This is a genomic window from Delftia sp. DS1230 (genome assembly GCF_040112715.1).
GTDB classification, from domain to species: domain Bacteria; phylum Pseudomonadota; class Gammaproteobacteria; order Burkholderiales; family Burkholderiaceae_C; genus Comamonas; species Comamonas tsuruhatensis.
In genome coordinates, this window is the sequence record NZ_CP157763.1 from 6,062,904 (window position 1) to 6,087,568 (window position 24,665).

The window sequence follows — 24,665 nt, forward strand, 5'->3', positions numbered from 1 at the left end:
CTTGGTCGATCCGCTCAGGCTGGGAGCGGATTGGGCACGAATCGGATAGGACAACTCTGATTCTGACCCAGCCGATTCTGATTCTCCAGCGCGATCGGACAGCCAGCCGCCGGCGCCATTCCTATCATCCGCAGCTCTGTCGTCGGGCTTCCCCTTGCGGGATTCCTGGACTCCCGTTCCTGAATGAATTCATGGACAACCCGGCCATCGCCGGACCTACAAAAAAGAGGCAAGGCATGTACACGAACCAGACCGGAGGGCGCAGGCGGCAATTGCAGCGGGAGGCACAGCATGGATGAGCGAACCGAGCTGACCTTCATGCTGCATGGCCTGCCGGACCGCGACGCCAAGCTGTTCCGCTCCTATGTGCTGATGGTGAATCACCGCACACGGCATCGCTGGACGTGGCGCGAATCCCAGGCGGACATGACGGTGGTGCATGGCGAACTGGCCCAAGCGCCTGCCGCCCCGCCCGCGCTGACGCTGCGCGTGGGAGGGCCACCGAGGGGAGCCTTCCCTGCGGGTGGCCACCTGGGCATGCCCCTGCGCGCCGAGGCGCTGGAGGAATGCCTCAACACCATGGGCGCACGCATCCTGTCGGTGCACGGCAAACCGGCCAGCGCCAAGGCACACGCCAGCGGCCTGCACACGCAGCATCAGCTGATGCTGCTGCAGCTGCGGCGCTGGCCGTCGCCGCAACTGCTGACGAGATCCCACCATATCCGCCTGGCCACCTTGCTGACAGGCCAGCCCACGACGATGCAGACCCTGTGCCAGCGCTCGGGCCTGTCGCCCGAGATCTGCGCCGGTTTTCTGAACGAGCTGGACGCCGCCGGCCTGCTGCGCTGGGCCTCGGCCCGCCCGCCCGCCGCACCGCACCCCGGCAACCCTGCGCCGGACAGGGGTGTGCTCGAACGCATACGCCTTCGCCTGGCCCGGTTTGCAGGAGCGCGCCCATGAGCGAACTCAAGATCCTGATTTCCGGCCCTCCAGGCGCAGGCAAGACCACGGCCATCCGCTGCGTCAGCGAGATCGCCCCCGTGAGCACCGACGTGCGCAACACCGATGACACCCTGGACAAGGCGCTGACGACGGCCGGCATGGACTATGGCGAGCTGACCCTGGACAACGGCGAGAAGCTGTACCTCTACGGCACGCCCGGGCAGGAGCGCTTTGACTTCATGTGGCGCATCCTCTCGCGCGGCGCGCTGGGCGTGATCTTGCTGATCGACAACAGCCGCTCCGATCCGCTGGCCGACCTGGATATCTATGTCCAGGGCCTGTCCGATGTCTTGCGCAGCACGGCATGCGTGGTGGCGGTATGCCGCATGCAGGAGTACACAGCGCCTGATCTGGACAGCTTTGCCGTGCACCTGCAATCGCGCGGCCTGCTGTGCCCCGTGGTGCCGGCCGATGTGCGCAACCCCCAGCAGGTGGTGGCCCTGATCGAGCTGTTGCTGCTGCAGATCGAAGCCCTTGCCCAGGAGAAGTCCCATGAAGAATGACGCTGCCTTGAAGGCTGCAGCCCAGGCGGCGGTGCAGTCGCTGATGAGCAGGTTGCACGGCGTGCGTGGCTGCGTGGTCAGCACCGAGGACGGCTTCGAGGTGGCCGCCCGTGCGCAAGGCCAGGGCAGCACGGCGCGGCTGTCGGCCATGGCCAGCTCGATGGCGGCGCTGGGCATGATCGCCGGCGAGGAGAACCAGCTCGGGCATTGCGCCAACGTGGTGGTCGAGGCGGCCGAGGGCTTCATCGTCATGCTGCAGGCACAGCGCCCGGGCCTGACGCTGGTCATCAGCGTGGTGGCCTCGCGCGAGGCCGTTCTGGGCCAGGTTCTCTATGTCTCGCGCGAGGCTGTGCGGACGCTGGAACAAGCGTGATGGCAAAGGCGGGCAAGGGCTGCTCCTATGCATCCGGCAAGAAGGCACCGCGAAGGTGCAGAACATTTTCGCAACACAAGGGAGTTAGGAAAACAATGGCCAATATCAAGCAAACCATGGATGAACTGATGCGCTGCGACGGCGCCATGTGCGCTGCACTGGTGGACTACAACAGCGGCATGATCCTGGGACAGGACGGCTCGGGCGTGGACCTGGAGCTGGCTGCCGCCGGCAACACCGAACTGGTGCGCGCCAAACTCAAAACCATGCGCTCGCTGGGCCTGGAAGACACCATCGAGGACATCCTCATCACGCTGAGCAAGCAGTACCACATCCTGCGCCCCTCCACCCACCACGAGGGCCTGTTCCTGTACCTGGTGCTCGACAAGACCAAGGCCAATCTCGCGCTGGCGCGCCGCAAGGTGCAGGACGTGGAGAATGCGCTGGTGGTCTGAACAACAGCCCTTGACTGGCTGCGCCGCTCAGAACCGCTCGGCGCACAGCGCCTGCCATTGCAGGATCTCGATCTCGCCGCGCTGCACACGGATGAGGCCCCGCGCCTGCAGGCCCTGCAGCAGCACGTTGGTGGTCTGGCGCGAGATCGACAGCATGCGCGCCAGCTGCTCCTGCGTGATATCCAGGCGCGGCCGGGCCGGCACATCGTCCAGCCGCTCGCCGTAGCCGCGCGCCATGGCCACCAGGCGGCGCGCCAGCCGCTGGGGTGCGGGCATCAGGGCCAGGTCCTCCAGCGCCGCGAAGGCCGCGCGCATGCGCCCCGACATCAGCACGCCCAGGTCATGCCAGTGCGCGGGATGCTGCTGTAGCCAGTCCAGCAGCGGCTGGCGCGGCACCTGCAGCACCTCGCTGGGCTCCATGGCGTGGGCATCGTGGGTGCGCGGCGAGCCGTCGAACAGCGCGATCTCGCCAAACCAGGTGGCCGGTCCCATGCGCGTGAGCAGCGCCTCGCGCGCCTGCTCGCTCTGGCCGCCCACACCGGAGAAACCGACGCTGCCGCGGACCACGGCGAACAAACCGCCCTCCAGCGCATCGCCGCGCAGGAACAGGGCTTCGCCCGCCTCCAGGCGGCGCGGCTGTGCCAGCGCCAGCAGCAAATCGGCAAACTGCGGCGCCAATGCGCTGAACCAGCGGCCGGCGCGCAGCGTGGGCAGGTAGGAAGAGGCGAGGGAAGCTTGCATGGAAAGGGATGTCGGGTGGCTGACAGACACAGCCGGCGGGCCTGCGTATTTTCGCCGCTGACATCGAACACATGCCAGGAGACCTTCCCATGCAAGCCTCACACCCCCTGCCCCGCGCGCTGGCGCGCCCTTGCCGCCTGCTGGCCTGCCTGGCCGCCGCCGCCCTGCTGAGCGCCTGCGCAGGCAGCAGCCTGCCGGTCTCCGACATGGCCCGGCCACAGGCAGCCAGCGCGGCCACGCGCGCGGCCCAGCAGGCTGCGCTGGCGCAGCAGCCTCAGGATGACGCCCAGGCCATGGAGGACGCGCAACGCGGCCTGATCGCCTCGGCGGATGCGCTGGTGGTGCGCAATGCCCAGGGCCGGCCCATCTGGGGCATGCAGGCCTATGCATTCCTGCAGCAGGACCAGGCGCCCGACACCGTGCACCCCGCGCTGTGGCGCCAGGCACAGCGCAACCGCGTCAGCGGCCTGTTCCATGTGACGGACAGGCTCTACCAGGTGCGCGGCCTGGACCTGTCGAACATGAGCATCATCGAGGGCGAGACCGGCCTGATCGTGGTCGATCCGCTGATGTACACCGAGACCGCCCAGGCCGCCATGGACCTGTACTACCAGCACCGACCGCGCAAGCCCGTGGTGGCCGTCATCTACTCGCACAGCCATGTGGACCATTTCGGCGGCGTGCGCGGCGTGGTGCGCCAGGAAGAGGTGGATGCTGGCCGCGTGCAGGTCATCGCCCCGGCGGGCTTCATGGCCGAGGCCGTGGGCGAGAACGTGATCGCCGGCCATGCCATGGGCCGGCGCGCGCTCTACCAGTTCGGCATGCTGCTGCCGCGCGATGCCAGGGGACAGGTGGACGCAGGGCTGGGCAAGGCGGGTGCGCCCGGCACCATGGGGCTGATCGCGCCCACGCGCGTGATCGACAAGCCGCGCGAGACCCTGCGCATCGACGGCGTGGACATCGAGTTCACGCTCACGCCCGGGGCCGAGGCGCCGGCCGAGATGATCATGTACTACCCCCAGCTCAAGGTGCTGAACATGGCCGAGATCGCCGTGCACACCCAGCACAACCTGCTGCCGCTGCGCGGCGCCCAGGTGCGTGACGCGCTGGGCTGGTCCCGCCACCTGAACGACGCCCTGCACGCCTATGGCGGCAAGGCCGAGATCCTGATCGCCCAGCACCACTGGCCGGTCTGGGGCCAGCCCCGGCTGCAGCGCATGCTGGCCGGCCAGCGCGACACCTACAAATACCTGCACGACCAGACCGTGCGCCTCATGAACCACGGCTACGTGGGCTCGGAGATCGCCGAGATGCTGAAGATGCCCGAATCCCTGGCCCGCGACGGCGCCACACATGCCTTCTACGGCCACCTGCGCCACAACATCCGCGCCATCTACCAGCACTACCTGGGCTACTACGAAGGCAACCCGGCCCAGCTGGAGGCGCTGCCGCCCGTGCCCGCGGCGCGCAAGACCGTGGAATACATGGGTGGCGCCGACGCCGTGCTGCGCCGTGCGCAGGCCGACTACGAGCGCGGCGAATACCGCTGGGTGGCGCAGATCGCCTCGCAGCTGGTCTTTGCCGACCCGGCCAACCAGGCCGCGCGCCGCCTGGCGGCCAATGCCTATGAGCAGCTGGGCTACCAGATGGAATCGGCCACGGCCCGCAATGCCTTCCTGCAGGGCGCGGCGGAGCTGCGCCAGGGCGTGCCCCAACTGCCCAGGCCCGGCAGCGCCGCGCGCGACCTGGTGCGCAGCCTGCCGCTGGAGATGTTCTTCGACTACCTGGGCGTGCGGCTGGACGCGGGCAAGGCCGCAGGCCAGCGCATCGTGCTCAACTGGACCTTCACCGACACCGGCGAGCAGCGCAGCCTGAACCTGGAGAACAGCGCCCTCACCCAGAGCCCGGGCCTTGCGCCCTCCGCCCATGCCAGCCTGCGCCTGACGCGCGCCACGCTGGACGCCATTGCAGGTCAGGAGACCACGATGGCCGAGGCCATCAAGAGCGGCCAGCTGCGCATCGAGGGCGACGCCTCCAAGGTGACAGCGCTCATGTCCATGCTGGACCGCTTCGACAGCGTGTTCCCCATCGTGGAGCCACGCCCCGAGCAGGCCGCTCAGTAACCGTGCTGGGCGCGGAAGTCGCGCGCCTTGCCGAAGTGCCCGTTGCCGATGAAGGGCACGGGCGGGCGCAGCGCCGACAGAGGCGAGGGATGGTTGCTGGTCAGCACCAGATGCCCCCGGTCGGCCGGAATGAAGGCGCGCTTGGACTGCGCATGGCTGCCCCAGAGCATGAAGACCACGGGGCGCGTGCCCTGGGCGATGTGCCGGATCACCGCATCGGTCAGCAGCTCCCAGCCCTTGCCCGAGTGGCTGGCCGCCTGGCCTTCCTCCACCGTGAGACAGGTGTTGAGCAGCAGCACGCCGTTCCTGGCCCACTTGACCAGGCTGCCGCCCGGGTTGGGGAACGGCGGGAAGGGCACGCCCAGGTCACGCTGCATCTCCTTGAAGATGTTCTGCAGCGAGGGCGGCATGCGCACGCCCGGCGCCACCGAGAACGACAGGCCTTCGGCCTGCCCCCGGCCGTGGTAGGGGTCCTGCCCCAGGATGACCACGCGCACCTCATCGGGCGGTGTCAGCTCCAGCGCGCGCAGCGGCTGGGGCGGAAAGATCACCGCGCCAGCTTCCAGGCGCTGGTGCAGGAAGGTCAGCAGCTGCTGGCCCGTGGCACCCGCGAAGAAGTCCTCGACCAGGGGCTGCCAGTCGGGCGCAACGGGCCAGTCGGCGGGATCGGCGGATTGGAGTTGGTCGGCTTGCGCCGGGGCGATTGCGTCGTCTTGAAGGGCCATGGCGGATGGGGGCACCGCCGCCACATGCCGAGGCAGCAGCCTCCCTCAAAAAAGTACAGCTGAAATGCATGGGCGCAAGCGCCATGCCTGTTGGATCACGGCAAGCATACCTTTCCCTGCGGCGGGGAGGTACGTCCGCCTCCAATGGCGCCCCAAAGACAGACAATGGTTACACGAAAAAACATACGAAAAACCTTGAGTCAGCCCAATGCTTTACCTAGAATTTCGTGTAAATGACCGCAAACTGCACTCTACAACTGCACCAGGAAGTGCTCGAATACATCAAACGCGACATTGCCAACCTGGCCCTGGGCAACAAGGACAACCACGCGCGCAACACCGCCGTGCAGCGCGGTTTCGATGGCCGCATCGCGCTCACGCCCCTGTACGACTTTGCGCCCATGTATCTCCACCCGGACGGCATTGCCCGACGCATCCGCTGGCGGGATGAACAGGGCGGCCGGCCCGATTGGGGCCGTGTGCTGGATAGCGTCTGTGCGCTGGCCGCGCAGCTCCCTCGAAAACGCCGGGGCACGCAGTCGGATCCGTTGCAGCGCGATCCACTGGTGAAAGGCCTCAAGGCCATGATTCCCGCGCTGGAGCGCATCGCCGCAGACGGTCTGGCGCTAGGGCTGGAGCCCGAGGTTCTCGGCCACCTGCGTCCCGCCCTCCTGGCACGTGCGCAGGAGCTCGCTGCGCTGCGCTGAAGACCATGGACAAGCGTTTCACCCCCATTCCCATTGCCCAGCAGCTGGAGCTGCGCAGGCAGGCCATTGACGATGTGCTGGCCCACCCCGAATGGTCTTTGCCGCAGGCCGTGCGGCATCTGAAGAAGACCATGCGGCTGACCACGGCCGAGATGGCCAAGCTTTGCGGCGTTTCCTATAGAACGCTGCAGGACATCGAGCAGGAGCGCAGCGAAGGCAGCGTGCAGACCATGAACCGCATCTTGGCCATGCTGGGGCTCAAGCTCGGGGTGGTGCGCATCGTGCGGACCCCGGATTCACCGGCCGGCCCGCACAACGACGCGTCTTAGGCAAACAGCTTGGCCAGCGCCTCCCCCGGCTCCTTGGCGCGCATGAAGGCCTCGCCCACCAGGAAGCCGTGGATACCGGCATCGCGCATGGCCTTGACGTCCTCGCGGCTGCCGATGCCCGACTCGGTGACCAGCAGGCGGTCTGCCGGCACGTTCTTTTGCAGGTCCAGCGTGGTCTGGATGCTGACCTCGAAGCTGCGCAGGTTGCGGTTGTTGATGCCCACCAGCGGCGTCTTGAGCCGCAGGGCGCGGTCCAGCTCGGCGCCGTCATGGACCTCGACCAGCACGGCCATGTCCAGGCTGTGGGCGATCTGCTCCATCTCGGCCATCTGCGCGTCGTCCAGGCAGGCGGCGATCAGCAGCACGCAGTCGGCGCCCATGGCCCGCGATTCGTAGATCTGGTAGGGATCGACCATGAAGTCCTTGCGCAGCACGGGCAGGTGGCAGCTGGCGCGCGCCTGCTTGAGATAGTCCACGCTGCCCTGGAAGAACTGCTTGTCGGTCAGCACCGAGAGGCAGGCGGCGCTGACGCCCTTGCCGTCGCCATCGGCATAGCTTTGCGCGATGTCGGCGGGGATGAAGTCCTCGCGGATCACGCCCTTGCTGGGGCTGGCCTTCTTGATCTCGGCGATCACGCCGGCCTGGCCGGCGGCGATCTTGGCGCGCAGCGCGCCCACGAAGTCGCGCGTGAGCACGCGGCTTTCGGCGTCGCGGCGCATGTCCGCGAAGGGCATGCGCTTCTGGGCGGCGGCCACTTCCTGCACTTTCACGTCGCAGATTTGCTTGAGGATGTCGGACACGTTGCTTTCCTTGGTTTCTTGTATTCGGTGGTCGATGGGGGCTGCGCGGCTCAGGCCGTCAGCCGGGCCGTGTAGGCCACGAGTTCGTTGAGCTTGGCCAGGGCCGCGCCGCTGTCCAGCGCCGCCTGGGCGCGGGCCATGCCGTCCTCGATGCTGGAGGCCACGTTGGCCGCATACAGGGCAGCACCCGCGTTCAGGCAGACGATGTCGCGCGCGGCACTCTTTTCGCCATGGAGCACGCCCAGCAGCATGGCCTTGGATTCCTCGGGATTGTCCACCTTGAAGGCGCGCGTGCCCACCATGCGCAGGCCGAAGTCCTCGGGATGGATCTCGTACTCGCGCACCACGCCGTCCTTGAGCTCGCCCACCAGGGTGCCCGCGCCCAGGCTGATCTCGTCCAGGCCGTCGCGGCCATAGACCACGATGGCGTGCTCGGCGCCCAGGCGCTGCAGCGCGCGCACCTGGATGCCGACCAGGTCCTCGTGGAACACGCCCATGAGGATGTTGGGCGCGCTGGCCGGATTGGTCAGCGGGCCCAGGATGTTGAAGATGGTGCGCACGCCCAGCTCCTTGCGCACGGGCGCCACGTTCTTCATGGCCGGGTGGTGGTTGGGCGCGAACATGAAGCCGATGCCCACGTCGGCGATGCTGCGCGCGATCTGCTCGGGGCTGAGCTGGATGTTGACGCCCAGCGCCTCCATGGCGTCGGCGCTGCCGCTCTTGCTGCTGACGCTGCGCCCGCCGTGCTTGCTGACCTTGCCGCCCGCCGCCGCGATCACGAAGATGGAGCAGGTGGAGATGTTGAAGGTGTTGGCGCCGTCGCCGCCCGTGCCCACGATGTCCACCAGGTGGCGCTTGTCCTCCACATGGACCTTGTTGGAGAACTCGCGCATGACCTCGGCCGCGGCCGTGATCTCGCCGATGGTCTCCTTCTTCACGCGCAGGCCGGTGACGATGGCCGCCGTCATCACGGGCGACAGCTCGCCGCGCATGATCAGGCGCATCAGGTGCAGCATCTCGTCGTGGAAGATTTCGCGGTGCTCGATGGTGCGCTGCAGCGCTTCCTGGGGGGTGATCTGGGTCATTGCGGTGTCTCGGTTGGGTGCCGGCCTGCTCAGGCCTTCTGTTCCAGGAAATTCTTGAGCATGGCATGGCCATGCTCGGTGAGGATGCTCTCGGGGTGGAATTGCACGCCCTCGATGGCCAGGCTGGTGTGGCGCACGCCCTGGATCTCGCCGTCCTCGCTGGTGGCCGTGATCTCCAGGCATTCGGGCAGGCTGGAGCGCGCGATGGCCAGCGAGTGGTAGCGGTTGACCGTGAACTGCTCGGGCAGGTCGGCGAACACGCCCTTGCGGTCGGTGGTGATGACGCTGGTCTTGCCATGCATCTGCTGGCCCGCGCGCACGATGTCGCCGCCGAAGGCCGCGCCAATGCTCTGGTGGCCCAGGCACACGCCCAGGATGGGCAGGCGGCCCGCGAAGTGCTGTATGGCCGCCACGGAAATGCCGGCCTCCGCCGGCGAGCAGGGGCCGGGCGAGATCACCAGGCGGTCGATCTTCTCGCGCTCGACCAGGGCGATCACCTCGTCCAGCGTGGCCTCGTCATTGCGCACCACGGTGACATCGGCACCCAGCTCGCCGAAGTACTGGACGATGTTGTAGGTGAAGCTGTCGTAGTTGTCGATCATCAGCAGTCTGGTCATACCGGCTCCTGGGTCTCAAAGGGAAAAACGGGTGGCGCGGGCATGCCGCAGCGAAGGCTGGCGCGGGAATGCGCGCAATGCTGCCTTGCCTGGGTCTGGAAGGGGGAATCTGAGGGCATCTGGGCAATCTCCTGGGTTCTGGGAGCCGCCGTGCCGGGGAGCCATCTGCTGAGTGAGCCTTGCTGCCGTCACGGCGGCAAGGTGCGGTACGCAACCGCGACGACGTGCCGCTTCCTTATTGGAAGCGCCACCACTGTGCAACGATGATCGAAACGGGCGTACCGTTCATGGCTGTCTTGGATCGAGAGTTCAGGTGTCTGGAAGACGGGAATGCAGCAGGCTGCATGGCGGAGCATGCTAACACAGGGTCCGCGCAGCGTGGCGGGACGACCCTGCAGGCGCCTCACTTCAGGAAATCCGGCTGGTCGAACTTCTGCTTCAAGAAGCGGCCATTGGCCAGCAGCGCCTGCGCATCGCTGGCCGCCACATGGGCCACCACCTGCTGCATCTGCCCGGCCAGCAGCGCCAGCTGTTCGGTCAGCAGTTGCCTGGGCGTCTTGCCGTCCTGCACGGGCTGGGTGACACGGAACAGCGGCGGCAGCGCCGCATAGTGCGACAGCGTGGCGGGCAGGTACTGCAGCACCGTTTCGCGCACGGTGAACAGGCCGTCGTTGAAGACCGGGCCGGCCTCGGCCAGCGAGGGCAGCACCTCGTGCACCGAGCCGCGCACGCTGTCCAGGTGCTTTTGCATCTCGGGCGTGAGCATCGGGCGGGCCTTTTGCACCAGCTCGTCGATGCGTTCGCGGATGTCCTCGGCGCTCCAGTGCTGCTGCAGCGCCCGCTCGAAGCTGGCGCCCGCGGGCTGCAGGGCCCAGCCCAGCAGCAGGCCCGCGACGTACAGGCCCAGCGTGATCCAGCCCCAGCCGGCGCCGATCACGCCCGCAAACAGCAGCACCGGCCCCAGCAGGGCCAGCGCCAGGCCGGCGAGGTTGCCGTTGCCGTAGAAGAAAAGCTGCAGGCGGCGCATCAGGCGGGTCCGATCGCTGGCGGCGCTGTCACTGGTAGCCCCGGATTTCCTTGAACACCAGCGGCAGCCCGCTCTTGCCGGTGTTGCGCGCATCGAAGGCGCGCCCGCCCGTCAGCGCGGCCAGGGCCTGCATTTCGCCGGACTGCGCCTCGCCAAAGATGATGGGAAAGACCCGCACCAGCGGCGCGCCGCCGTCGCGCGCCATGCGCTGCTCGCGCTCGAATGCGGCCCAGTCGCGGCCGGCCGTGTTGGCGCCATCGGTCAGCAGCACGATGCTGACGAAGCGCTCGGGATCGGCCCGCAGTTCCTGGCGGGCCTGCTGCTGGGCCAGCGTGAGCGCGTCGTAGATGGCCGTGCCGCCGTCAGCCACCAGGCTGTCGGCATAGGCCAGCACCTGGGCGCTTGCGGCCTGCAGGTCGCCTGCCGCGAACTGCACGCGCGCGGGCTGGCCGACCAGGCCCGAAAACGGAATCAGCAGCACGCGCTCGCGCGCCTGGAAGGCGGCATAGCGCTGGCTGGCGGCCGAGGCCTCGGCGCCGGACAGCAGCTTGAGCGCCTCCTTCATCTGCGCCAGCCGCGCACCCTTCATGGAGCCGCTCACGTCCAGCACGAAGATGCTGGTGGCCGGACGGCGCAGATCGCTCTGGTAGGCCGAGAGCACGGCATCGATCACCTCCAGCCGGTTCGGAAAGCTCAGCTCTACCACGGGCGCCGTGGGCAGGGCCGGGCTGGCCTGCGCCTCGGGGCTGGCGGGGCGCAGCTGGGCCTGGCGCAGCGGCTGGCCCTGGAAGGCCGGGGCCTTGAACTGGGCGACCAGCCGGTCATAGTCTGCGCGCCGCGCAGCGCTGAGCAGCATCAGCGGATAGTCGGCCGAGATCACGCCGTCGCGCGGGTAGACCAGGGTGAGCCGGTCGGCGGCGGGCAGCTTCTCGTTCAGGCGCAGGATCACGGCCTCGTAGTTGACCAGCGCATCGACGGCGCCGGGCTCGCGCTCGAAGGCCTCGGCCAGCCAGCCGGAGCTGCCGGCGGTGAGCTTCTGGCCCGACAGGAAGTCCTTGAGCACCTTCGCATTGACCTCCCTGGCGTCCAGGTCCTCGGTCTTGCCGGCCACGGCCGAGGCCACGGCGAACAGTGCGCTCATGCCGGTGTTGGAACTGGCCGGATTGGTCATGCCGTAGCGCAGCCGGCCCTGGGCGGCAGCGCGTGCGATGTCGGCCCAGGTGGGCGGGGCCTTGTCCCAGCCCAGCTTTTGCAGCACGGGGGCCTTCACGCCCAGGGCCACGCGCGAGTAGAAAAGCTTTTCACGCGCCAGCGGCTTGTTCGCCAGCGCCAGCGCGGGATAGGCGCCATTGGGCGGCAGGATGGCGTCGTACTGCTCGCCCGCATTGATGCGCTCGACCATCTCCAGCGTGCCTGCATAGCTGAGCTTGAGCGGCACGCCCGCCGCCGTGGCGGCCTGCTCCAGCGCGGGCGCCACGTCCTTGAGCTCGGAGCCGGCCAGCACGGTGAATGCACCCTGGGGACCGGCGGGCGCATCGGCCTTGGCGGCGGCCTGCGGCGCGGGTTCGGGCGACTTGCCGCAGCCGGCCAGGACCAGCGCAAGGCCCAGCAGCCACCAGGCCGCCAGGCGCTGGAACATGCTCACAGCACCACCTCGCCGGCAGGCGCCTGCAGCGCCTCGCGCACGTCCTCGCGGCGGCTCTTTTCCAGATAGGCGCGGGACTTGTCCACCTCCTGCGACAGCGTGTCCACCGTGGTCTGCATGGAGGCCAGGGCCTTGACCTTGAAGTCGGCCATGGCGTCCATGGTCTGGTAGATGTTGCCAAAGGCCTGCTGCAGCCTGGCGATGTCGATGGTGCTGCCGGCCGCCTGCTCGTGGATCTTCCCGCTTTGCTCGCGCAGCAGCTCGCTGGTGCCGGCGATCAGGTTGCCCGTGGTGGTGTTCAGCGCCGTGATCTGGTCCAGCACCAGCTTCTGGTTGGCCAGCGCCTGCGCCACGATGACGGCCGTGCGCAGGGCGGAGACCGTGGTGGTGGTCGCGCGGTCCACGCCCTTGGCCAGTTCGAGGTTGTTCTTGCGCACCAGGTCCAGTGCCAGGTAGCCCTGCACGTTCACCGCCATCTGGGTGAGCAGGTCGGTGACCTTCTGGCGTGCGTAGAACAGCATGTCCTCGCGCACCACGCGGGCCTTTTCCGGGTCGCTGGCGTCCAGCTGCGCCGCCTTGGCCTCCAGCGCCGCGTCCAGCTTCTTGCCGATGTGGATGTATTTCTCCAGCCGCTCCATCAGGCCCCACAGGTTGGCCTTTTCCTGCTCGATGGCGGCGTTGTCGCGCAGCAGCTCGTCCTTGCCGCGCTTGAGGCTGTCGATGATGGCGTTCAGGTGGCTCTGGCTGGACTGGAATTTGTCGAAGTAGTCCACCAGCCTGTTGCCCATGGGGATCAGGCCCAGCAGCTTGCGCGGCTTGAACAGGTCGTCCTGGCGCGAGGGGTCCAGCGCCTCCACCTGGCGGCGCAGGTCGATCAGGCCCTGGCCGATCTGGCTGCCCTGGTCGAACAGGCCGTTGTTCAGCGTCTTGACGGGGCGCTCCAGCATGCGGTTGGAGACGGCCGCAGCGGCCTGCACCTCCTTGTTGCCCATGCCGTGGATGCGCTCGACCGCGCCCTTGAAGGCGGGCGACTGGCTGTCGTTGGCGGTGATGTCGTCGATGAACTGCGCCACCTGCGCGTCCAGCTGCTGCACTTCCTCGGCCTTGAGGCGGACCTTGCCGCTGGCCGACTCGATGGGCACGGGCAGGGCGGGCGCAGGCGGCTCCAGCACGAAATCCTGCTCCTGTGCAGGCACGGCCCCGGCGGCGCTGGCCGTGGTGGTCTGGGGGGTGTTGCTCATCGGTTGCTCCTGGAACGTTCGGTCATTTGAAGCGCTGCTCCATGTCCACGATCATTCGCTCCAGCCACTCCTGGCTGGGCGGTTCGATCACATCCACCAGCTGCGCGGGCGCCTGCACGCCCTGCCCGGCCCAGCGCTCGGGCCCGTGCGTGTCGCCGCCGGTGCGAAAGCCGTATTCCTGCGCCAATGCGCGCAGTTGCGGATCGGATTCGAGCAGCTGGCCCACGCGATCGCCCGCAGGCGTGTAGGGCACGAGCACATGCTTGGAATACAGCGTGGGCTGCGGGTAGAGCATCACCATCTCGCCGCTCCTGCGCTGCGGGTGGCGCAGCAGGAACTCCACCAGCTGCGATTCATAGGCCACCAGCAGCGGCGCCTTGCCCATGCCCAGGGCCAGGTAGTCCTCGAACGGCCCGGCCGACGAGCTTTCCTGGAAGCCCTGGCGCAGGAACAGCGGCGCCACCTGCGGCATCACGCGCTCCAGGTCGGCCGGGCTCTGCACCACCTGCTGGCCGTTGAGCACATAGCTGGCCAGCGCCAGGTACATGGCCGCGCTGTTAGAGCTGCGCACATCGGTGCTGGCGGGCAGCACGGCCTTGCCGGTGGCAAAGGCGCCGGAGGCCTTCAGGTCACGCCAGCGCGTGCCCTTGCCGGCCATGGCCAGCAGGGCGGGAAGATCGGTCACGTAAAAGAAGTCGCCCTGCTTTTGCGCAACGCCGTTGGCGATCAGGATCTCGGCAATGGGCCGCCAGCTGGCGAACACGATGGGCGTGTAGAACGGCGTGTAGACCGTGGCAGCCCTGGCCGCCGCCTTGAGCTGGGCCGCAGCCGGCGCCCCCGAGGGAAAGCCGAAGTCGTACTGCTTGGGGTCGTAGCTGTTGGCAATGCTGCGCGAGCCGGCCTTTTGCACCGTCACCGTCACGCCGTGGCGCGCCAGCACGTCGCGCACGCGCTCGTCCTGGAAGAAGGCTTCCTTCTCGGAGCCGATCAGGCCGCGCGCCGTCACGGCCTGCTGCTGCGCCCGCTGCGCCTGGCGGTCCTGCACCAGGGCCGTGCGCGAGTACCAGACGCCGCCGCCCACGGCCGCCAGCAGCAGCGCCGCCAGCCCCGCCGCCAAAGCACGGCGGGCGTTCATTGAGTGGCTCCGCCCTGGATGACGGCAAGATGAAATTCGGTCATGAACGCGCGGGCCGTTGTCATGTTCTGTTCAAAAAAACTTCTTATACGGAAGTTTTGTGACACAACGACGACACGCGGCCCGGCCCGCGCCGCGACTACCTCAACGCGACTATCTCAGCGCGACTACCTCAACGCGAGTTGCTCAGTGAAGCTGCGCCCGCCGGGCGTTTCGCGGTGCTGCTGGGTGCGGTGCTCCACCAGCTGGTCCCACGTCTGCATCTGGCGCTCTTGCGTCTTGCGCAGCGCGCCGGTGACCTGCTTGCCGGCTGTCTCGATCAGCGTGGTGATGGTGCGGCTGTCCTGCACCTTGGTCAGGTCATAGTTGCCCGACTGCAAATCCAGCATGCTGCGGTTGCGCGCCTTTTTGGACTCGGCGTTCAGGGACTCGGTCACCACCTGGGCGATGGACTCGCCCGCCGAGCCCCTGGACTGCCGGGTGGTCTTCTGGCCGACCTGGTAGGCGGCCCGGCCGTCCTCGGTCACGGCGCCGAACTCATTGGTCTTTTCGTAGTCGCCGCTGAAGCTGGCCTGGAAATCGGCCAGGCCGCTTTGCGTGGCCTGCACGGCCCGCTCCAGCCCGGACAGCGCAGCCAGCCGGGCCGGCGCCGCAGGGGGCTGCGCGCTGTGCAGTTGGGTGAAGGCGCTCTTGAACAGGTCCACCAGGTTCGCGTCCGCGCGCCCGCGCTGCGCGGCCACATCGAAGCGCTTCAGATGCTGGTCCAGCGCGGACTGGCGCTGCGAAGCGCTGGCGCCCACGGGGGCATCGGACTCCAGGTTGACGGCCAGCTCGCCCGCCGCGCCCTTCATCGCCACCGATCGGCCATCGGCGCCCACATGCAGGCTGAACGAGGACAGGGGCTGCGAAGGCTTGGGGTTCTTGATGTCCAGGTCCAGGCCGGACAGCACGCTGCGGTCGAAGTCCATCAGCTTGCCCAGTTCCAGCTGGGGCTTGCCCGGCTTTCCCAGGCCTTCCAGCGCTTCGTCCAGCCCGTCGGCCAGCTGGGCAATGGCCGCGCTCTCGGCCTGGCTCAAGGTGCCGGAACTCTTGACCTCGACCCGCAGCCCGCTGCTGCTGCCCGCTTCGCTGCCGTCGTTCGTGGCAATCCGCAGCTCCACGGTCTGGCCCGATTGCGTGCGGATCTTCAGGCTCACGGTGGCAGCGCCCACGGACACATCGCTCAGTGCGGACTTGTCCAGGGCCTGCGCATCCGCGCTGCCTGCGACGGAGTCGGCCGCCGTGGGCGCCTGGTACTCCGCCACCGTCTGCTGGTAGTCCGACGGCGTGGCCGCAAAGCGCGACAGCAGGGCGCCGCCCAGGCCGCGCCAGCGGTCGGCCAGGCTGGCCGACGGGCCCAGGCCCAGGTTGCGCGCCATCAGGGTGCTGATGTCGTCCCTATCTTGCGAGGCCCAGGCCCGGGTCAGCCTGAACTGGCCCAGTTCCACGGGCTGCGGTTTGGCATAGATGACGCTGGACCCTGTGGACTGGCCCAGCGTGACCTGCGTGCCCGGGTCGGCGGGTGCAGCAGCTGCCGTGGTCGCTGACGACCTCACGGACACCGTGGGCCGCATGCCCGCTGCGCTGGCGGCAAAGCTGGCGCCGGTGGATGAAATGCTGGTCATGGATTGATCGTCTTCCTTCGGTCTTGTCTTGACTGAATGGCGGCCCCAGGCCTTTGCAGGCCGGGGATTTTCTCTGTCCACGGACCATCGGCAGATTTCCGGTTTTCTTTACCTCCCATGCACCAATATGGTGTGAATACCTTGTATTCATTGAAATCCGGCCAATACAGGGAATGCTCGGCTGTTGGCGCAAAAAGACACCATTGCTCTACTGGGCACAGCAACCGGCGGCAAGCGGCATTCTCCCCGTGAGGCAGCCCTCTTTGACCTGAGTCAAGACTATGGAGTGAACTGCATCGATATAACGAAACGGCATCGCCAAAATCGGTCGCTGCAGTGCAACATAGATAGAATGAAAAAGACCAGGAGACGATATTGGCATGCAAACCTTTGATTTGCATGCATCAAAACAAGCTATCAAAAGCTTCGTAGTCACAGGAAATACAAACATTCGCCGTGGCGCATATGTCGGCAATGCCGCGCCATGGCCCCGTGATTCCTGACGAAGCCGCCCCAAGGCGGCCTGTTTCCCGGCAGACCTTCTGATCTGGAGCATTCGAGATGACGCTATTGGCTGGCAAAAAAGGCCTGATCGTCGGCATCGCCAACCGCGACAGCATTGCCTGGGCCTGTGCCCGGGCCATGCATGCGGCGGGCGCCGAGATCGGCGCGACCTGGCAGAACGACAAGGCCCGGGCGCATGTGGAGCCCCTGCTCGACGAGATCGGTGCCGAGCTGCGCATGCCGCTGGACGTGGGCGACGACGAGCAGATGCGCGCGCTGTTCGATGCCGCCGCCGTGCGCTGGGGCCGGCTGGACTTCGTGCTGCACGCCGTGGCCTACGCCCCGCGCGCGGACCTGCAGGGCCGCGTGGTGGACAGCTCCCGCGAGGGCTTTGCGCTGGCCATGGACATCTCCTGCCACTCCTTCATCCGCATGGCCCACCTGGCCGAGCCGCTGATGGCCGCCAGCGGCGGCAGCCTCATGACGCTGAGCTACCTGGGCGCCAGCGAGGTCATGCCGCACTACGGAATCATGGGCCCGGTCAAGGCCGCGCTGGAGTCCACCACGCGCTACCTGGCGGCCGAGCTCGGCCCCTCGCGCATCCGCGTCAATGCCGTCTCGCCCGGGCCCATCGCCACGCGCGCGGCCTCGGGCATTGCCGCGTTCGATGAACTCGTGGCCGACAGCGTGCGCCGCTCGCCCATTGCCGGCGAACTGCAGCCCGACGACGTGGGGCCGCTGTGCGCCTTCCTGGCCTCGGACGGGGCGCGCGCCATCACGGGCTGCACGCTGTATGTCGATGGCGGCCACCACATCCTCAACTAGCGGCTGCCGCACCGGCGCCCCGCAGCACTGCAGATGACCCTCCCATTCCCCCGAACCGCCGCCGCCGCGCTGGCAGCCGCACTGGCCGCCGCCCTGGCAGGATGTGCCTCCCTGGCACCGCCGCACGAGCCGCCGCCCCTGCCCACGCCCGAGGCCTGGCCTGCCCATCTGCAGGCGGGCGCCCAGGGTGTCGCCGCCGCCGGCCTGCCCTGGCGCGACTACTTCACCGACCCCGTGCTGCGCCAGCTCATCGCCACCGCGCTGGAGCACAACCGCGACCTGCGCGTGGCCGCGCTGCGCGCCGAAGAGGCGCGCGCGGCCTTCCAGATCCAGCGCTCCGAGCTGTTCCCGGCCATTGGCGTGGGCGGCCAGGCCGCACGGGCGCGCGTGCCTGGCGACCTCAACCTCTCGGGCCGCTCCGTGGTCAGCGGCGAGTACCGCGCCGAGGTCGGCTTCAGCAGCTGGGAGCTGGACCTGTGGGGCCGCGTGCGCAGCCTCAAGGACGCGGCCCTGCAGACCTGGCTGGCCAGCGATGCGGGCCGCCACGCGGTGCAGACCGCGCTGATCGCCCAGGTGGCCGACGGCTACCTGGGCCTGCGCGAGCTGGACGAGCGCGTGGCCATTGCGCGCGAGACGCTGGCCACGCGCCAGGAATCCTTTCGCATCTTCACGCGCCGCGAGGCCGTGGGCGCCAGCTCGCGCCTTCAGCTGGCCCAGGTCCAGACCCTGCTGACCCAGGCGCAGGCCCTGCTGGCCCAGCTGGAGCTGGCACGCGCGCAGCAGCTGCATGCCCTGGCCCAGCTGGTCGGCGCCCACCCGGGCCCGCTGCCCGCCGCCGCACCCTTTGACGACGCCCTGGTGCTGGCCGAGCTGCGGCCGGGCCTGCCCTCGGAACTGCTCACGGCGCGGCCCGACATTGCCGCGGCCGAGCACCAGCTGCGCGCGGCCCGGGCCCAGATCGGCGCGGCGCGCGCCGCCTTCTTCCCGCGCATTGCGCTCACCGCCCGCTGGGGCACGGCCAGCGCCGAACTCGACGGCCTGTTCGACGGCGGCAGCCGCGCCTGGGCCTTCGTGCCCACGGTGTCCCTGCCCATCTTCGACGGCGGCCGGCGCCGCGCCAACCTGGAGCTGGGCGAGATCCGCAGCGACATCGCCGTGGCCCAGTACGAGAAAGCCATACAGACCGCCTTCCGCGAGGTGGCCGATGGCCTGGCCGCGCGCCGCTGGCTGTCCGAACAGATCACCGTGCAGCGCACCGCCGTGCAGGCCCAGGCCGAGCGCGCGCGGCTGGCGCAGCTGCGCTACGACAACGGCTCGGCCGCCTACCTGGAGGTGCTGGACGCCCAGCGCGACCTGCTGGCCGCACGCCAGCAACTGGTGCAGGCGCGGCGCGCCCTGCTGTCCAGCCAGGTGGGCCTGTATGCCGCCCTGGGCGGCGGCAGCGGCGCGGAACCTGCCGCGCTGCCCGCCACCGTGCCGGCCACGCCTGCCGATCCCCCGAATTCCTGAAGCATCCGGACCCGCCCATGGACAAGAACACCTCTCTGAAGAACAAGATCGTGCCGATCGCCGCCGTGGCGGTCCTGGCCCTCGTGGCCTGGTGGGCCTGGAAGACCTTCACGCCCAAGGGCCCGGGCGAGGGCTTCGTCGGCAGCAATGGCCGGGTCGAGGCCACCGAGATCGACATCTCCACCAAGCTGCCCGGCCGCGTGGAGGAAATCCTGGTGCGCGAGGGCGACTTCGTGCAGGCCGGCCAGCCCGTGGCGCGCATGCAGATCGACACCCTGCGCGCCCAGCGCCAGGAAGCCGACGCCATGCGCCAGCAGGCCGAGCACAGCGTGGCCGCGGCCGAGGCCCAGGTCACCCTGCGCCGCAGCGACCTGGCCGCCGCCCAGGCCCTGATCGTGCAGCGCGAGACCGAGGTGGACGCCGCGCAGCGCCGCTTCAAGCGCTCGGAAACGCTGGCGCGCGAGGGTGCCTCCTCGGTGCAGGAGCTCGATGACGACCGCGCCCGCGTGCGCGGCAGCGAGGCGGCGCTGGCCGCCACGCGCGCCCAGGCCGCCGCCGCCCAGGCCGCCGTGAAGGCAGCCGAGGCCCAGGTGGTCGGCGTGCGCTCCCAGGTGCAGGCGGCCACGGCCACGGTGGCGCGCGTGCAGGCCGACATCGACGACGGCGTGCTCAAGGCCCCGCGCGATGGCCGCGTGCAGCTGCGCGTGGCCCAGCCCGGCGAGGTGCTGGGCGCAGGCGGGCGCGTGCTCAACCTGCTGGACCTGTCCGATGTCTACATGACCTTCTTCGTGCCGGAAACTGCAGCCGGCCGCATCGCCCTGGGCAGCGAGGTGCGCCTGGTGCTGGACGCCGCGCCCGAGTACGTGATCCCGGCCCGCGTCTCCTTCGTCGCCAGCCAGGCCCAGTTCACGCCCAAGACCGTGGAGACCGCCAGCGAGCGCCAGAAGCTGATGTTCCGCGTGCGCGCCCAGATCCCGCCGGAGCTGCTGCGCCGCCATCTGGAACAGGTCAAGACCGGCGTGCCCGGCATGGCCTGGCTGCGCACCGATGCCAGCCATGAGTGGCCCGCCAACCTGGCCATCAAGCTGCCAGCCCAGCCCGCGCAATGAGCCAGAGCACGACGCCCCACGCCAGCGGCTGGGTCGTGCGCCTGAAGGGCGTGCACCAGCGCTATGGCCAGGTCGAGGCGCTGGCGGGCATCGACCTGGACATTCCCGAAGGCCGCATGGTCGGCCTGATCGGGCCGGACGGCGTGGGCAAGTCCAGCCTCATGGCGCTGATCTCCGGGGCGCGCAAGATCCAGGAAGGCAGCGTCGAGGTGCTGGGCGGCGACATGGCCCAGCGCCGGCACCGCGAGGCCGTCTGCCCGCGCGTGGCCTACATGCCGCAGGGCCTGGGGCGCAACCTCTATCCCACGCTGTCGGTGGAGGAGAACCTGCAGTTCTTCGCGCGCCTGTTCGGCCATGACGCGGCCGAGCGGCGCCGGCGCATCGACGATCTCACCCAGGCCACGGGCCTGCGCAAATTCCTGGAGCGGCCGGCCGGCAAGCTGTCGGGCGGCATGAAGCAGAAGCTGGGCCTGTGCTGCGCGCTGATCCACGACCCCGACCTGCTCATTCTTGACGAGCCCACCACGGGCGTGGACCCGCTGGCGCGCGCCCAGTTCTGGGACCTGATCGCGCGCATCCGCCGCCAGCGCCCCGGCATGAGCGTGCTGGTGGCCACGGCCTACATGGACGAGGCCCAGCGCTTCGACTGGCTGGTGGCCATGGACGAGGGCCGCGTGCTGGCCACGGGCACGCCGGCCGAGCTGCTGCAGCGCACGGACAGCCGCTCGCTGGAAGAGGCCTTCATCGCCCTGCTGCCCGAAGAGAAAAAGCGCGGCCATGCGCCCGTGACCATCGCCCCCCTGCCCGAGGGCGGCGAGGACGACATCGCCATCGAGGCCAGGGACCTGACCATGCGATTTGGCGACTTCGTCGCCGTGGACCATGTGTCCTTCCGCATCCGCCGCGGCGAGATCTTCGGCTTCCTGGGCTCCAACGGCTGCGGCAAGAGCACCACCATGAAGATGCTGACCGGCCTGCTGCCGGCCAGCGAGGGCCAGGCCTGGCTGTTCGGCCAGCCCGTGGACCCGCGCGACATCGACACGCGCCGCCGCGTGGGCTACATGACCCAGGCGTTCTCGCTGTACGGCGAGCTGACCGTGCACCAGAACCTGGTGCTGCACGCGCGCCTGTTCGGCGTGCCAGAGGCGGACATTCCCGCGCGCGTGGCCGAGATGCTGCAGCGCTTTGACCTGCAGGCCGCGCAGCACAGCCTGCCGGCCGCCCTGCCGCTGGGCATGCGCCAGCGCCTGTCGCTGGCCGTGGCCATGGTGCACAAGCCCGAGCTGCTCATCCTGGACGAGCCCACCTCGGGCGTGGACCCCGTGGCGCGCGACGGCTTCTGGCGCCTGCTGGTGGAGCTGTCGCGGCGCGACCGCGTGACCATCTTCATCTCCACCCACTTCATGAACGAGGCCGAGCGCTGCGACCGCATGTCCATGATGCATGCGGGCAAGGTGCTGGACAGCGACACGCCCGCGCGCCTGGTGGCCAAGCGCGGCGCGGCCACGCTGGAGGAAGCCTTCATCGGCTACCTGGTCGAGGCCGGTGGCGGCGAGGCCCCGGCCGCCGAGGAACCGGCCGCGCCTGCCGCCCCCGCTGCCGTGGAAACGCACGCTGCGCGCCGCCGCCATTTCAGCGCCCAGCGCATGCTCAGCTATGTCTGGCGCGAAGCGCTGGAGCTGCAGCGCGACCCGGTGCGCGCCACGCTGGCCCTGGTGGGCTCGCTGATCCTGATGTTCGTGATGGGCTACGGCATCAGCCTGGACGTGGAGGACCTGCGCTTTGCCGTGCTGGACCGCGACCAGACCACCATCAGCCGCAGCTATGCGATGAGCCTGTCGGGCTCGCGCTACTTCATCGAGCAGCCGCCGCTGACCGACTACGACGCACTGGACCGCCGCATGCGCAGCGGCGAGCTGACCCTGGCCATCGAGATCCCCCCGGGCTTTGCGCGCGATGTGCTGCGCGGCGGCTCCGTGCAGGTGGGCGCCTGGTTCGACGGCGCCATGCCCACGCGCGCCGAGACCGTGCGCGGCTACCTGCAGGGCATCCACCAGCACTGGCTGACCGAGCAGGCGCGCGAGCGCCTGGGCGTGGCGCCGGCCGGCCTCATCGACATCCAGACGCGCTTTCGCTACAACCCCGACGTGCGCAGCCTGCCGGCCATGGTGCCGGCCGTCATGCCCCTGCTGCTGCTGCTTTTGCCCGCCATGCTGACGGCGCTGGCCGTGGTGCGCGAGAAGGAAAGCGGCTCCATCACCAACCTCTACGTCACGCCGGTCACGCGCACCGAATTCCTGCTGGGCAAGCAACTGCCCTATGTGGTGCTGGCCATGCTGAACTTCCTGCTGATGTGCCTGATGGCCGTCACCCTGTTCGGCGTGCCCGTGACGGGCAGCTTTGCCACGCTGGCCCTGGCGGCGCTGATCTTCAGCGGCGCCTCCACGGGCTTCGGCCTGCTGGCCTCCACGCTGACGCGCAGCCAGATCGCCTCGATGTTCCTGGTGCTGATCGGCACGCTGATCCCCACCACGCAGTTCGCAGGCCTGGTCGACCCCGTGTCCTCGCTGGAGGGCGTGGGCCGCGCCATCGGCGAGGTCTATCCGGCCAGCCACATGATCGCCATCAGCCGCGGCGTGTTCAGCAAGGCGCTGGGCTTTCGGGAGCTGGCCGGCTCGTTCGGGCAGCTGCTGCTGTCCGTGCCGGCGATCCTGGGCCTGGCCATTGCGCTGACCAGAAAGCAGGAGAGCTGACATGCGCACCCGCCTTTTCTCCAACATCTACCGGCTGGGCGTCAAGGAGCTGTGGAGCCTGTGGCGCGACCCCGTGCTGCTGGTGCTCATCGCCTATGTGTTCACGGTCTCCATCTACACGGCGGCCACGGCCATGCCCGAGAGCCTGCACAACGCGCCCATCGCCATCGTGGACGAGGAGGGCTCGCCGCTGTCGCAGCGCATCGCGGGCGCCTTCTATCCGCCGCAGTTCGCGCCGCCGGCCATGATCGACCGCACGCAGATGGACCCGGGCATGGACTCGGGCACCTACACCTTCGTGCTCAACATCCCGCCCAACTTCCAGCGCGACGTGCTGGCGGGCCGCGCGCCCGAGCTGCAGCTGAACGTGGACGCCACGCGCATGAGCCAGGCCTTCACGGGCAACAGCTATGTGCAGCAGATCGTCTCGGCCGAGGTCAGCGAGTTCGTGCGGCGCTTTCGGGGCGCCACCGCCCTGCCCGTGGACCTGGTGGTGCGCGCGCGCTTCAATCCCGCGCTGGACAAGGTCTGGTTCGGCGGGCTGATGCAGATCATCAACAACGTGACCATGCTGTCCATCATCCTCACGGGCGCGGCGCTGATCCGCGAGCGCGAGCACGGCACGGTGGAGCACCTGCTGGTCATGCCGGTGACACCGACCGAGATCATGCTGGCCAAGATATGGTCCATGGGACTGGTCGTGCTGGTCACCGCCTTTGCCTCGCTCAACCTCGTGGTGCGCGGCGCCCTGAGCGTTCCCATCGAAGGCTCTCAGCCGCTGTTCCTGGCAGGGGCCGCGCTGTGCCTGTTCGCCACAACGTCGCTGGGGATCTTCCTTGCCACGCTGGCGCACAACATGCCACAGTTCGGCATGCTGCTGGTGCTCGTGCTGCTGCCGCTGCAGCTGCTGTCGGGCGCCATGACGCCGCGCGAAAGCATGCCGCAGCTGGTGCAGACCATCATGCTGGCCGCGCCGACCACCCACTTTGTCGAGCTGTCGCAGGCCATCCTCTACCGCGGAGCGGGGCTGGACGTGGTCTGGAAGCCCTTTCTCGCACTGGCCGCCATCGGCTCCGTGCTGTTCGCCCTCACGCTCGCCCGCTTTCGCAAGACCATCGGCCAGATGGCCTGAGTTTCGTTCCGCCGCCAAGGCATCTTTCCACGTCAACCAGCAAGGAGTTCCATATGAGCGCACAGACCATTCCCCTCCATCTGCTCAAGGCCCAGCTTGAACTGCAGCTGCACCTGAGCCGGCTGCTGCAGGAAAGTGGCCAACAGTGGCTGGAACATGCCGCACGCAACGGCCCCGAGCGCATCGCCGAGACCGGCAGCGAGATCGAGGGCGTGCAGCAGACCAGCAGCTGGCAGGAGCTGGCCACCCTGCCCGCCCAGGCCTTCTGGCGCCACGCCCACCTGCGCATGGGCCATGCCCAGGCCCTGGCCCAGACCGCCATGGCCAGCCAGATGACCCTGGCCCAGGGCGTGCAGCAGGCCGTGCACGACTGGCAGCAGCAGGTGGCAGCCACGCTGAGCGGCGGCGCCCAGGGCGCGGCCGACACTGCCGTGCCCTGGAGCGACCTGCTGGCGCGCTGGACCTCGGCCGTGCAGTCCATGGCCCAGTCCGTGACCCCATCCGTCACCCCGCCCGACCATGCGGCGCAGCAGCCCATTGCAGCGGCTGCCGCCGAAACGGCCCGGGACGCTGCCGCCCACGGCTGAAGAGCCCAGGGGCTGACACAAGCCGCACGGTCCCGCAGGCGCGGGGCCGTTTGGCGGCCATTCACACGCAATCT

General features: G+C 68.8%; 23 protein-coding genes and 1 pseudogene. 14 read left to right on the forward strand and 10 right to left on the reverse strand.

What is annotated here, in order from left to right; all coding sequences use genetic code 11:
• The first annotated feature begins 291 nt into the window (after positions 1 to 291).
• From AAN986_RS27315 to AAN986_RS27330, 4 genes are all read left to right on the forward strand, one after another.
• A complete protein-coding gene (locus tag AAN986_RS27315) occupies positions 292 to 960 on the forward strand; it encodes a hypothetical protein (RefSeq protein WP_047219049.1) in 669 nt (222 codons plus the stop codon).
• On the forward strand, positions 957 to 1,505 hold the full coding sequence (locus AAN986_RS27320) for an ATP/GTP-binding protein (protein WP_043820163.1): 549 nt from the start codon (positions 957 to 959) through the stop codon (positions 1,503 to 1,505). Before AAN986_RS27315 ends, AAN986_RS27320 begins: the two co-directional genes overlap by 4 nt.
• On the forward strand, positions 1,495 to 1,878 hold the full coding sequence (locus AAN986_RS27325) for a roadblock/LC7 domain-containing protein (RefSeq protein ID WP_016449547.1): 384 nt from the start codon (positions 1,495 to 1,497) through the stop codon (positions 1,876 to 1,878). The genes AAN986_RS27320 and AAN986_RS27325 overlap by 11 nt, the downstream gene beginning before the upstream one ends.
• Positions 1,879 to 1,973: 95 nt before the next feature.
• Positions 1,974 to 2,333 carry a hypothetical protein gene (locus tag AAN986_RS27330; RefSeq protein ID WP_047219048.1) on the forward strand — a complete coding sequence of 120 codons (360 nt, stop codon included), beginning with the start codon at positions 1,974 to 1,976 and terminating at the stop codon, positions 2,331 to 2,333.
• A 27-nt stretch (positions 2,334 to 2,360) separates the two neighbouring features.
• Here the strand turns inward: AAN986_RS27330 and AAN986_RS27335 are convergent, their stop codons facing one another.
• Complete coding sequence (locus tag AAN986_RS27335; protein WP_046986869.1) at positions 2,361 to 3,074, reverse strand: Crp/Fnr family transcriptional regulator; 714 nt, start codon at positions 3,072 to 3,074, stop codon at positions 2,361 to 2,363.
• Positions 3,075 to 3,163: 89 nt separating this feature from the next.
• On the opposite strand from AAN986_RS27335, the gene AAN986_RS27340 reads away from it, so the two are divergent.
• Positions 3,164 to 5,197, forward strand: coding sequence for an alkyl sulfatase dimerization domain-containing protein (locus tag AAN986_RS27340; RefSeq protein WP_047219047.1), 2,034 nt, complete (start codon positions 3,164 to 3,166; stop codon positions 5,195 to 5,197).
• On the opposite strand, the gene AAN986_RS27345 is transcribed toward AAN986_RS27340, so the two are convergent.
• A complete protein-coding gene (locus AAN986_RS27345; RefSeq protein ID WP_017405881.1) occupies positions 5,191 to 5,922 on the reverse strand; it encodes a uracil-DNA glycosylase in 732 nt (243 codons plus the stop codon). The genes AAN986_RS27340 and AAN986_RS27345 overlap by 7 nt on opposite strands.
• Positions 5,923 to 6,185: 263 nt before the next feature.
• Here AAN986_RS27345 and AAN986_RS27350 point away from each other — a divergent pair.
• Both AAN986_RS27350 and AAN986_RS27355 read left to right on the forward strand, forming a co-directional pair.
• Positions 6,186 to 6,629 (forward strand): annotated as a pseudogene (locus AAN986_RS27350) (HipA domain-containing protein); the annotation flags it as partial.
• A gap of 5 nt (positions 6,630 to 6,634) precedes the next feature.
• Positions 6,635 to 6,958, forward strand: a complete 324-nt coding sequence (locus tag AAN986_RS27355; RefSeq protein WP_016449541.1) for a helix-turn-helix transcriptional regulator — start codon at positions 6,635 to 6,637, stop codon at positions 6,956 to 6,958.
• Here the strand turns inward: AAN986_RS27355 and trpC are convergent.
• The 8 genes from trpC to AAN986_RS27395 form a co-directional block, all read right to left on the reverse strand.
• The gene (gene trpC, locus AAN986_RS27360) at positions 6,955 to 7,758 is read right to left on the reverse strand and encodes an indole-3-glycerol phosphate synthase TrpC (RefSeq protein WP_016449540.1); all 804 of its coding nucleotides are present in this window, start codon (positions 7,756 to 7,758) and stop codon (positions 6,955 to 6,957) included. The genes AAN986_RS27355 and trpC overlap by 4 nt on opposite strands.
• 50 nt (positions 7,759 to 7,808) lie before the next feature.
• A complete protein-coding gene (gene trpD / locus AAN986_RS27365) occupies positions 7,809 to 8,843 on the reverse strand; it encodes an anthranilate phosphoribosyltransferase (RefSeq protein ID WP_013804671.1) in 1,035 nt (344 codons plus the stop codon).
• Positions 8,844 to 8,872: 29 nt separating this feature from the next.
• A complete protein-coding gene (locus AAN986_RS27370; RefSeq protein WP_012202700.1) occupies positions 8,873 to 9,460 on the reverse strand; it encodes an aminodeoxychorismate/anthranilate synthase component II in 588 nt (195 codons plus the stop codon).
• A gap of 403 nt (positions 9,461 to 9,863) precedes the next feature.
• Positions 9,864 to 10,487, reverse strand: coding sequence for a hypothetical protein (locus AAN986_RS27375; protein WP_034366387.1), 624 nt, complete (start codon positions 10,485 to 10,487; stop codon positions 9,864 to 9,866).
• 28 nt (positions 10,488 to 10,515) lie between these two features.
• On the reverse strand, positions 10,516 to 12,126 hold the full coding sequence (locus AAN986_RS27380) for a VWA domain-containing protein (protein WP_047219045.1): 1,611 nt from the start codon (positions 12,124 to 12,126) through the stop codon (positions 10,516 to 10,518).
• A gap of 2 nt (positions 12,127 to 12,128) precedes the next feature.
• Positions 12,129 to 13,373, reverse strand: coding sequence for a toxic anion resistance protein (locus AAN986_RS27385; protein WP_047219044.1), 1,245 nt, complete (start codon positions 13,371 to 13,373; stop codon positions 12,129 to 12,131).
• Between the two features lie 22 nt (positions 13,374 to 13,395).
• Entirely contained in the window at positions 13,396 to 14,508 is a 1,113-nt protein-coding gene (locus AAN986_RS27390) for a hypothetical protein (RefSeq protein WP_047219043.1), read from the reverse strand.
• Between the two features lie 167 nt (positions 14,509 to 14,675).
• Positions 14,676 to 16,172, reverse strand: coding sequence for a hypothetical protein (locus tag AAN986_RS27395; protein WP_047219042.1), 1,497 nt, complete (start codon positions 16,170 to 16,172; stop codon positions 14,676 to 14,678).
• A gap of 380 nt (positions 16,173 to 16,552) precedes the next feature.
• Between AAN986_RS27395 and AAN986_RS27400 the strand changes: the two genes are divergently transcribed.
• Genes AAN986_RS27400 through AAN986_RS27430 form a run of 7 tightly spaced genes read left to right on the forward strand, consistent with a single transcriptional unit; the run spans position 16,553 to position 24,591 of the window.
• On the forward strand, positions 16,553 to 16,675 hold the full coding sequence (locus AAN986_RS27400; RefSeq protein WP_255247329.1) for a hypothetical protein: 123 nt from the start codon (positions 16,553 to 16,555) through the stop codon (positions 16,673 to 16,675).
• Between the two features lie 58 nt (positions 16,676 to 16,733).
• Positions 16,734 to 17,501, forward strand: a complete 768-nt coding sequence (gene fabI, locus AAN986_RS27405; protein WP_047219041.1) for an enoyl-ACP reductase FabI — start codon at positions 16,734 to 16,736, stop codon at positions 17,499 to 17,501.
• Positions 17,502 to 17,534: 33 nt separating this feature from the next.
• Complete coding sequence (locus tag AAN986_RS27410; RefSeq protein ID WP_047219040.1) at positions 17,535 to 19,010, forward strand: efflux transporter outer membrane subunit; 1,476 nt, start codon at positions 17,535 to 17,537, stop codon at positions 19,008 to 19,010.
• Between the two features lie 17 nt (positions 19,011 to 19,027).
• Entirely contained in the window at positions 19,028 to 20,119 is a 1,092-nt protein-coding gene (locus tag AAN986_RS27415; protein ID WP_012202692.1) for an HlyD family efflux transporter periplasmic adaptor subunit, read from the forward strand.
• Positions 20,116 to 22,872: a ribosome-associated ATPase/putative transporter RbbA gene (gene rbbA, locus AAN986_RS27420; RefSeq protein ID WP_047219039.1), complete on the forward strand. Its 2,757-nt coding sequence runs from the start codon at positions 20,116 to 20,118 to the stop codon at positions 22,870 to 22,872. The genes AAN986_RS27415 and rbbA overlap by 4 nt, the downstream gene beginning before the upstream one ends.
• A 1-nt stretch (position 22,873) precedes the next feature.
• Positions 22,874 to 24,004 carry an ABC transporter permease gene (locus AAN986_RS27425; protein ID WP_047219038.1) on the forward strand — a complete coding sequence of 377 codons (1,131 nt, stop codon included), beginning with the start codon at positions 22,874 to 22,876 and terminating at the stop codon, positions 24,002 to 24,004.
• Between the two features lie 53 nt (positions 24,005 to 24,057).
• A complete protein-coding gene (locus AAN986_RS27430) occupies positions 24,058 to 24,591 on the forward strand; it encodes a hypothetical protein (protein WP_017405870.1) in 534 nt (177 codons plus the stop codon).
• The last annotated feature ends 74 nt before the right edge of the window (positions 24,592 to 24,665 follow it).

Bases quoted from the DNA above. Each gene is read 5' to 3' on its own strand.
- trpD (WP_013804671.1), bottom strand. From the start codon at position 8,843: ATGACCCAGATCACCCCCCAGGAAGCGCTGCAGCGCACCATCGAGCAC.
- AAN986_RS27355 (WP_016449541.1), top strand. From the start codon at position 6,635: ATGGACAAGCGTTTCACCCCCATTCCCATTGCCCAGCAGCTGGAGCTG.
- AAN986_RS27395 (WP_047219042.1), bottom strand. From the start codon at position 16,172: ATGACCAGCATTTCATCCACCGGCGCCAGCTTTGCCGCCAGCGCAGCG.
- AAN986_RS27385 (WP_047219044.1), bottom strand. From the start codon at position 13,373: ATGAGCAACACCCCCCAGACCACCACGGCCAGCGCCGCCGGGGCCGTG.
- AAN986_RS27340 (WP_047219047.1), top strand. From the start codon at position 3,164: ATGCAAGCCTCACACCCCCTGCCCCGCGCGCTGGCGCGCCCTTGCCGC.
- AAN986_RS27320 (WP_043820163.1), top strand. From the start codon at position 957: ATGAGCGAACTCAAGATCCTGATTTCCGGCCCTCCAGGCGCAGGCAAG.
- AAN986_RS27345 (WP_017405881.1), bottom strand. From the start codon at position 5,922: ATGGCCCTTCAAGACGACGCAATCGCCCCGGCGCAAGCCGACCAACTC.
- AAN986_RS27415 (WP_012202692.1), top strand. From the start codon at position 19,028: ATGGACAAGAACACCTCTCTGAAGAACAAGATCGTGCCGATCGCCGCC.
- AAN986_RS27375 (WP_034366387.1), bottom strand. From the start codon at position 10,487: ATGCGCCGCCTGCAGCTTTTCTTCTACGGCAACGGCAACCTCGCCGGC.
- AAN986_RS27325 (WP_016449547.1), top strand. From the start codon at position 1,495: ATGAAGAATGACGCTGCCTTGAAGGCTGCAGCCCAGGCGGCGGTGCAG.
- rbbA (WP_047219039.1), top strand. From the start codon at position 20,116: ATGAGCCAGAGCACGACGCCCCACGCCAGCGGCTGGGTCGTGCGCCTG.
- AAN986_RS27410 (WP_047219040.1), top strand. From the start codon at position 17,535: ATGACCCTCCCATTCCCCCGAACCGCCGCCGCCGCGCTGGCAGCCGCA.
- AAN986_RS27390 (WP_047219043.1), bottom strand. From the start codon at position 14,508: ATGAACGCCCGCCGTGCTTTGGCGGCGGGGCTGGCGGCGCTGCTGCTG.
- AAN986_RS27430 (WP_017405870.1), top strand. From the start codon at position 24,058: ATGAGCGCACAGACCATTCCCCTCCATCTGCTCAAGGCCCAGCTTGAA.
- AAN986_RS27380 (WP_047219045.1), bottom strand. From the start codon at position 12,126: ATGTTCCAGCGCCTGGCGGCCTGGTGGCTGCTGGGCCTTGCGCTGGTC.
- AAN986_RS27315 (WP_047219049.1), top strand. From the start codon at position 292: ATGGATGAGCGAACCGAGCTGACCTTCATGCTGCATGGCCTGCCGGAC.
- AAN986_RS27335 (WP_046986869.1), bottom strand. From the start codon at position 3,074: ATGCAAGCTTCCCTCGCCTCTTCCTACCTGCCCACGCTGCGCGCCGGC.
- AAN986_RS27425 (WP_047219038.1), top strand. From the start codon at position 22,874: ATGCGCACCCGCCTTTTCTCCAACATCTACCGGCTGGGCGTCAAGGAG.
- AAN986_RS27330 (WP_047219048.1), top strand. From the start codon at position 1,974: ATGGCCAATATCAAGCAAACCATGGATGAACTGATGCGCTGCGACGGC.
- fabI (WP_047219041.1), top strand. From the start codon at position 16,734: ATGACGCTATTGGCTGGCAAAAAAGGCCTGATCGTCGGCATCGCCAAC.
- AAN986_RS27370 (WP_012202700.1), bottom strand. From the start codon at position 9,460: ATGACCAGACTGCTGATGATCGACAACTACGACAGCTTCACCTACAAC.
- AAN986_RS27400 (WP_255247329.1), top strand. From the start codon at position 16,553: ATGCAAACCTTTGATTTGCATGCATCAAAACAAGCTATCAAAAGCTTC.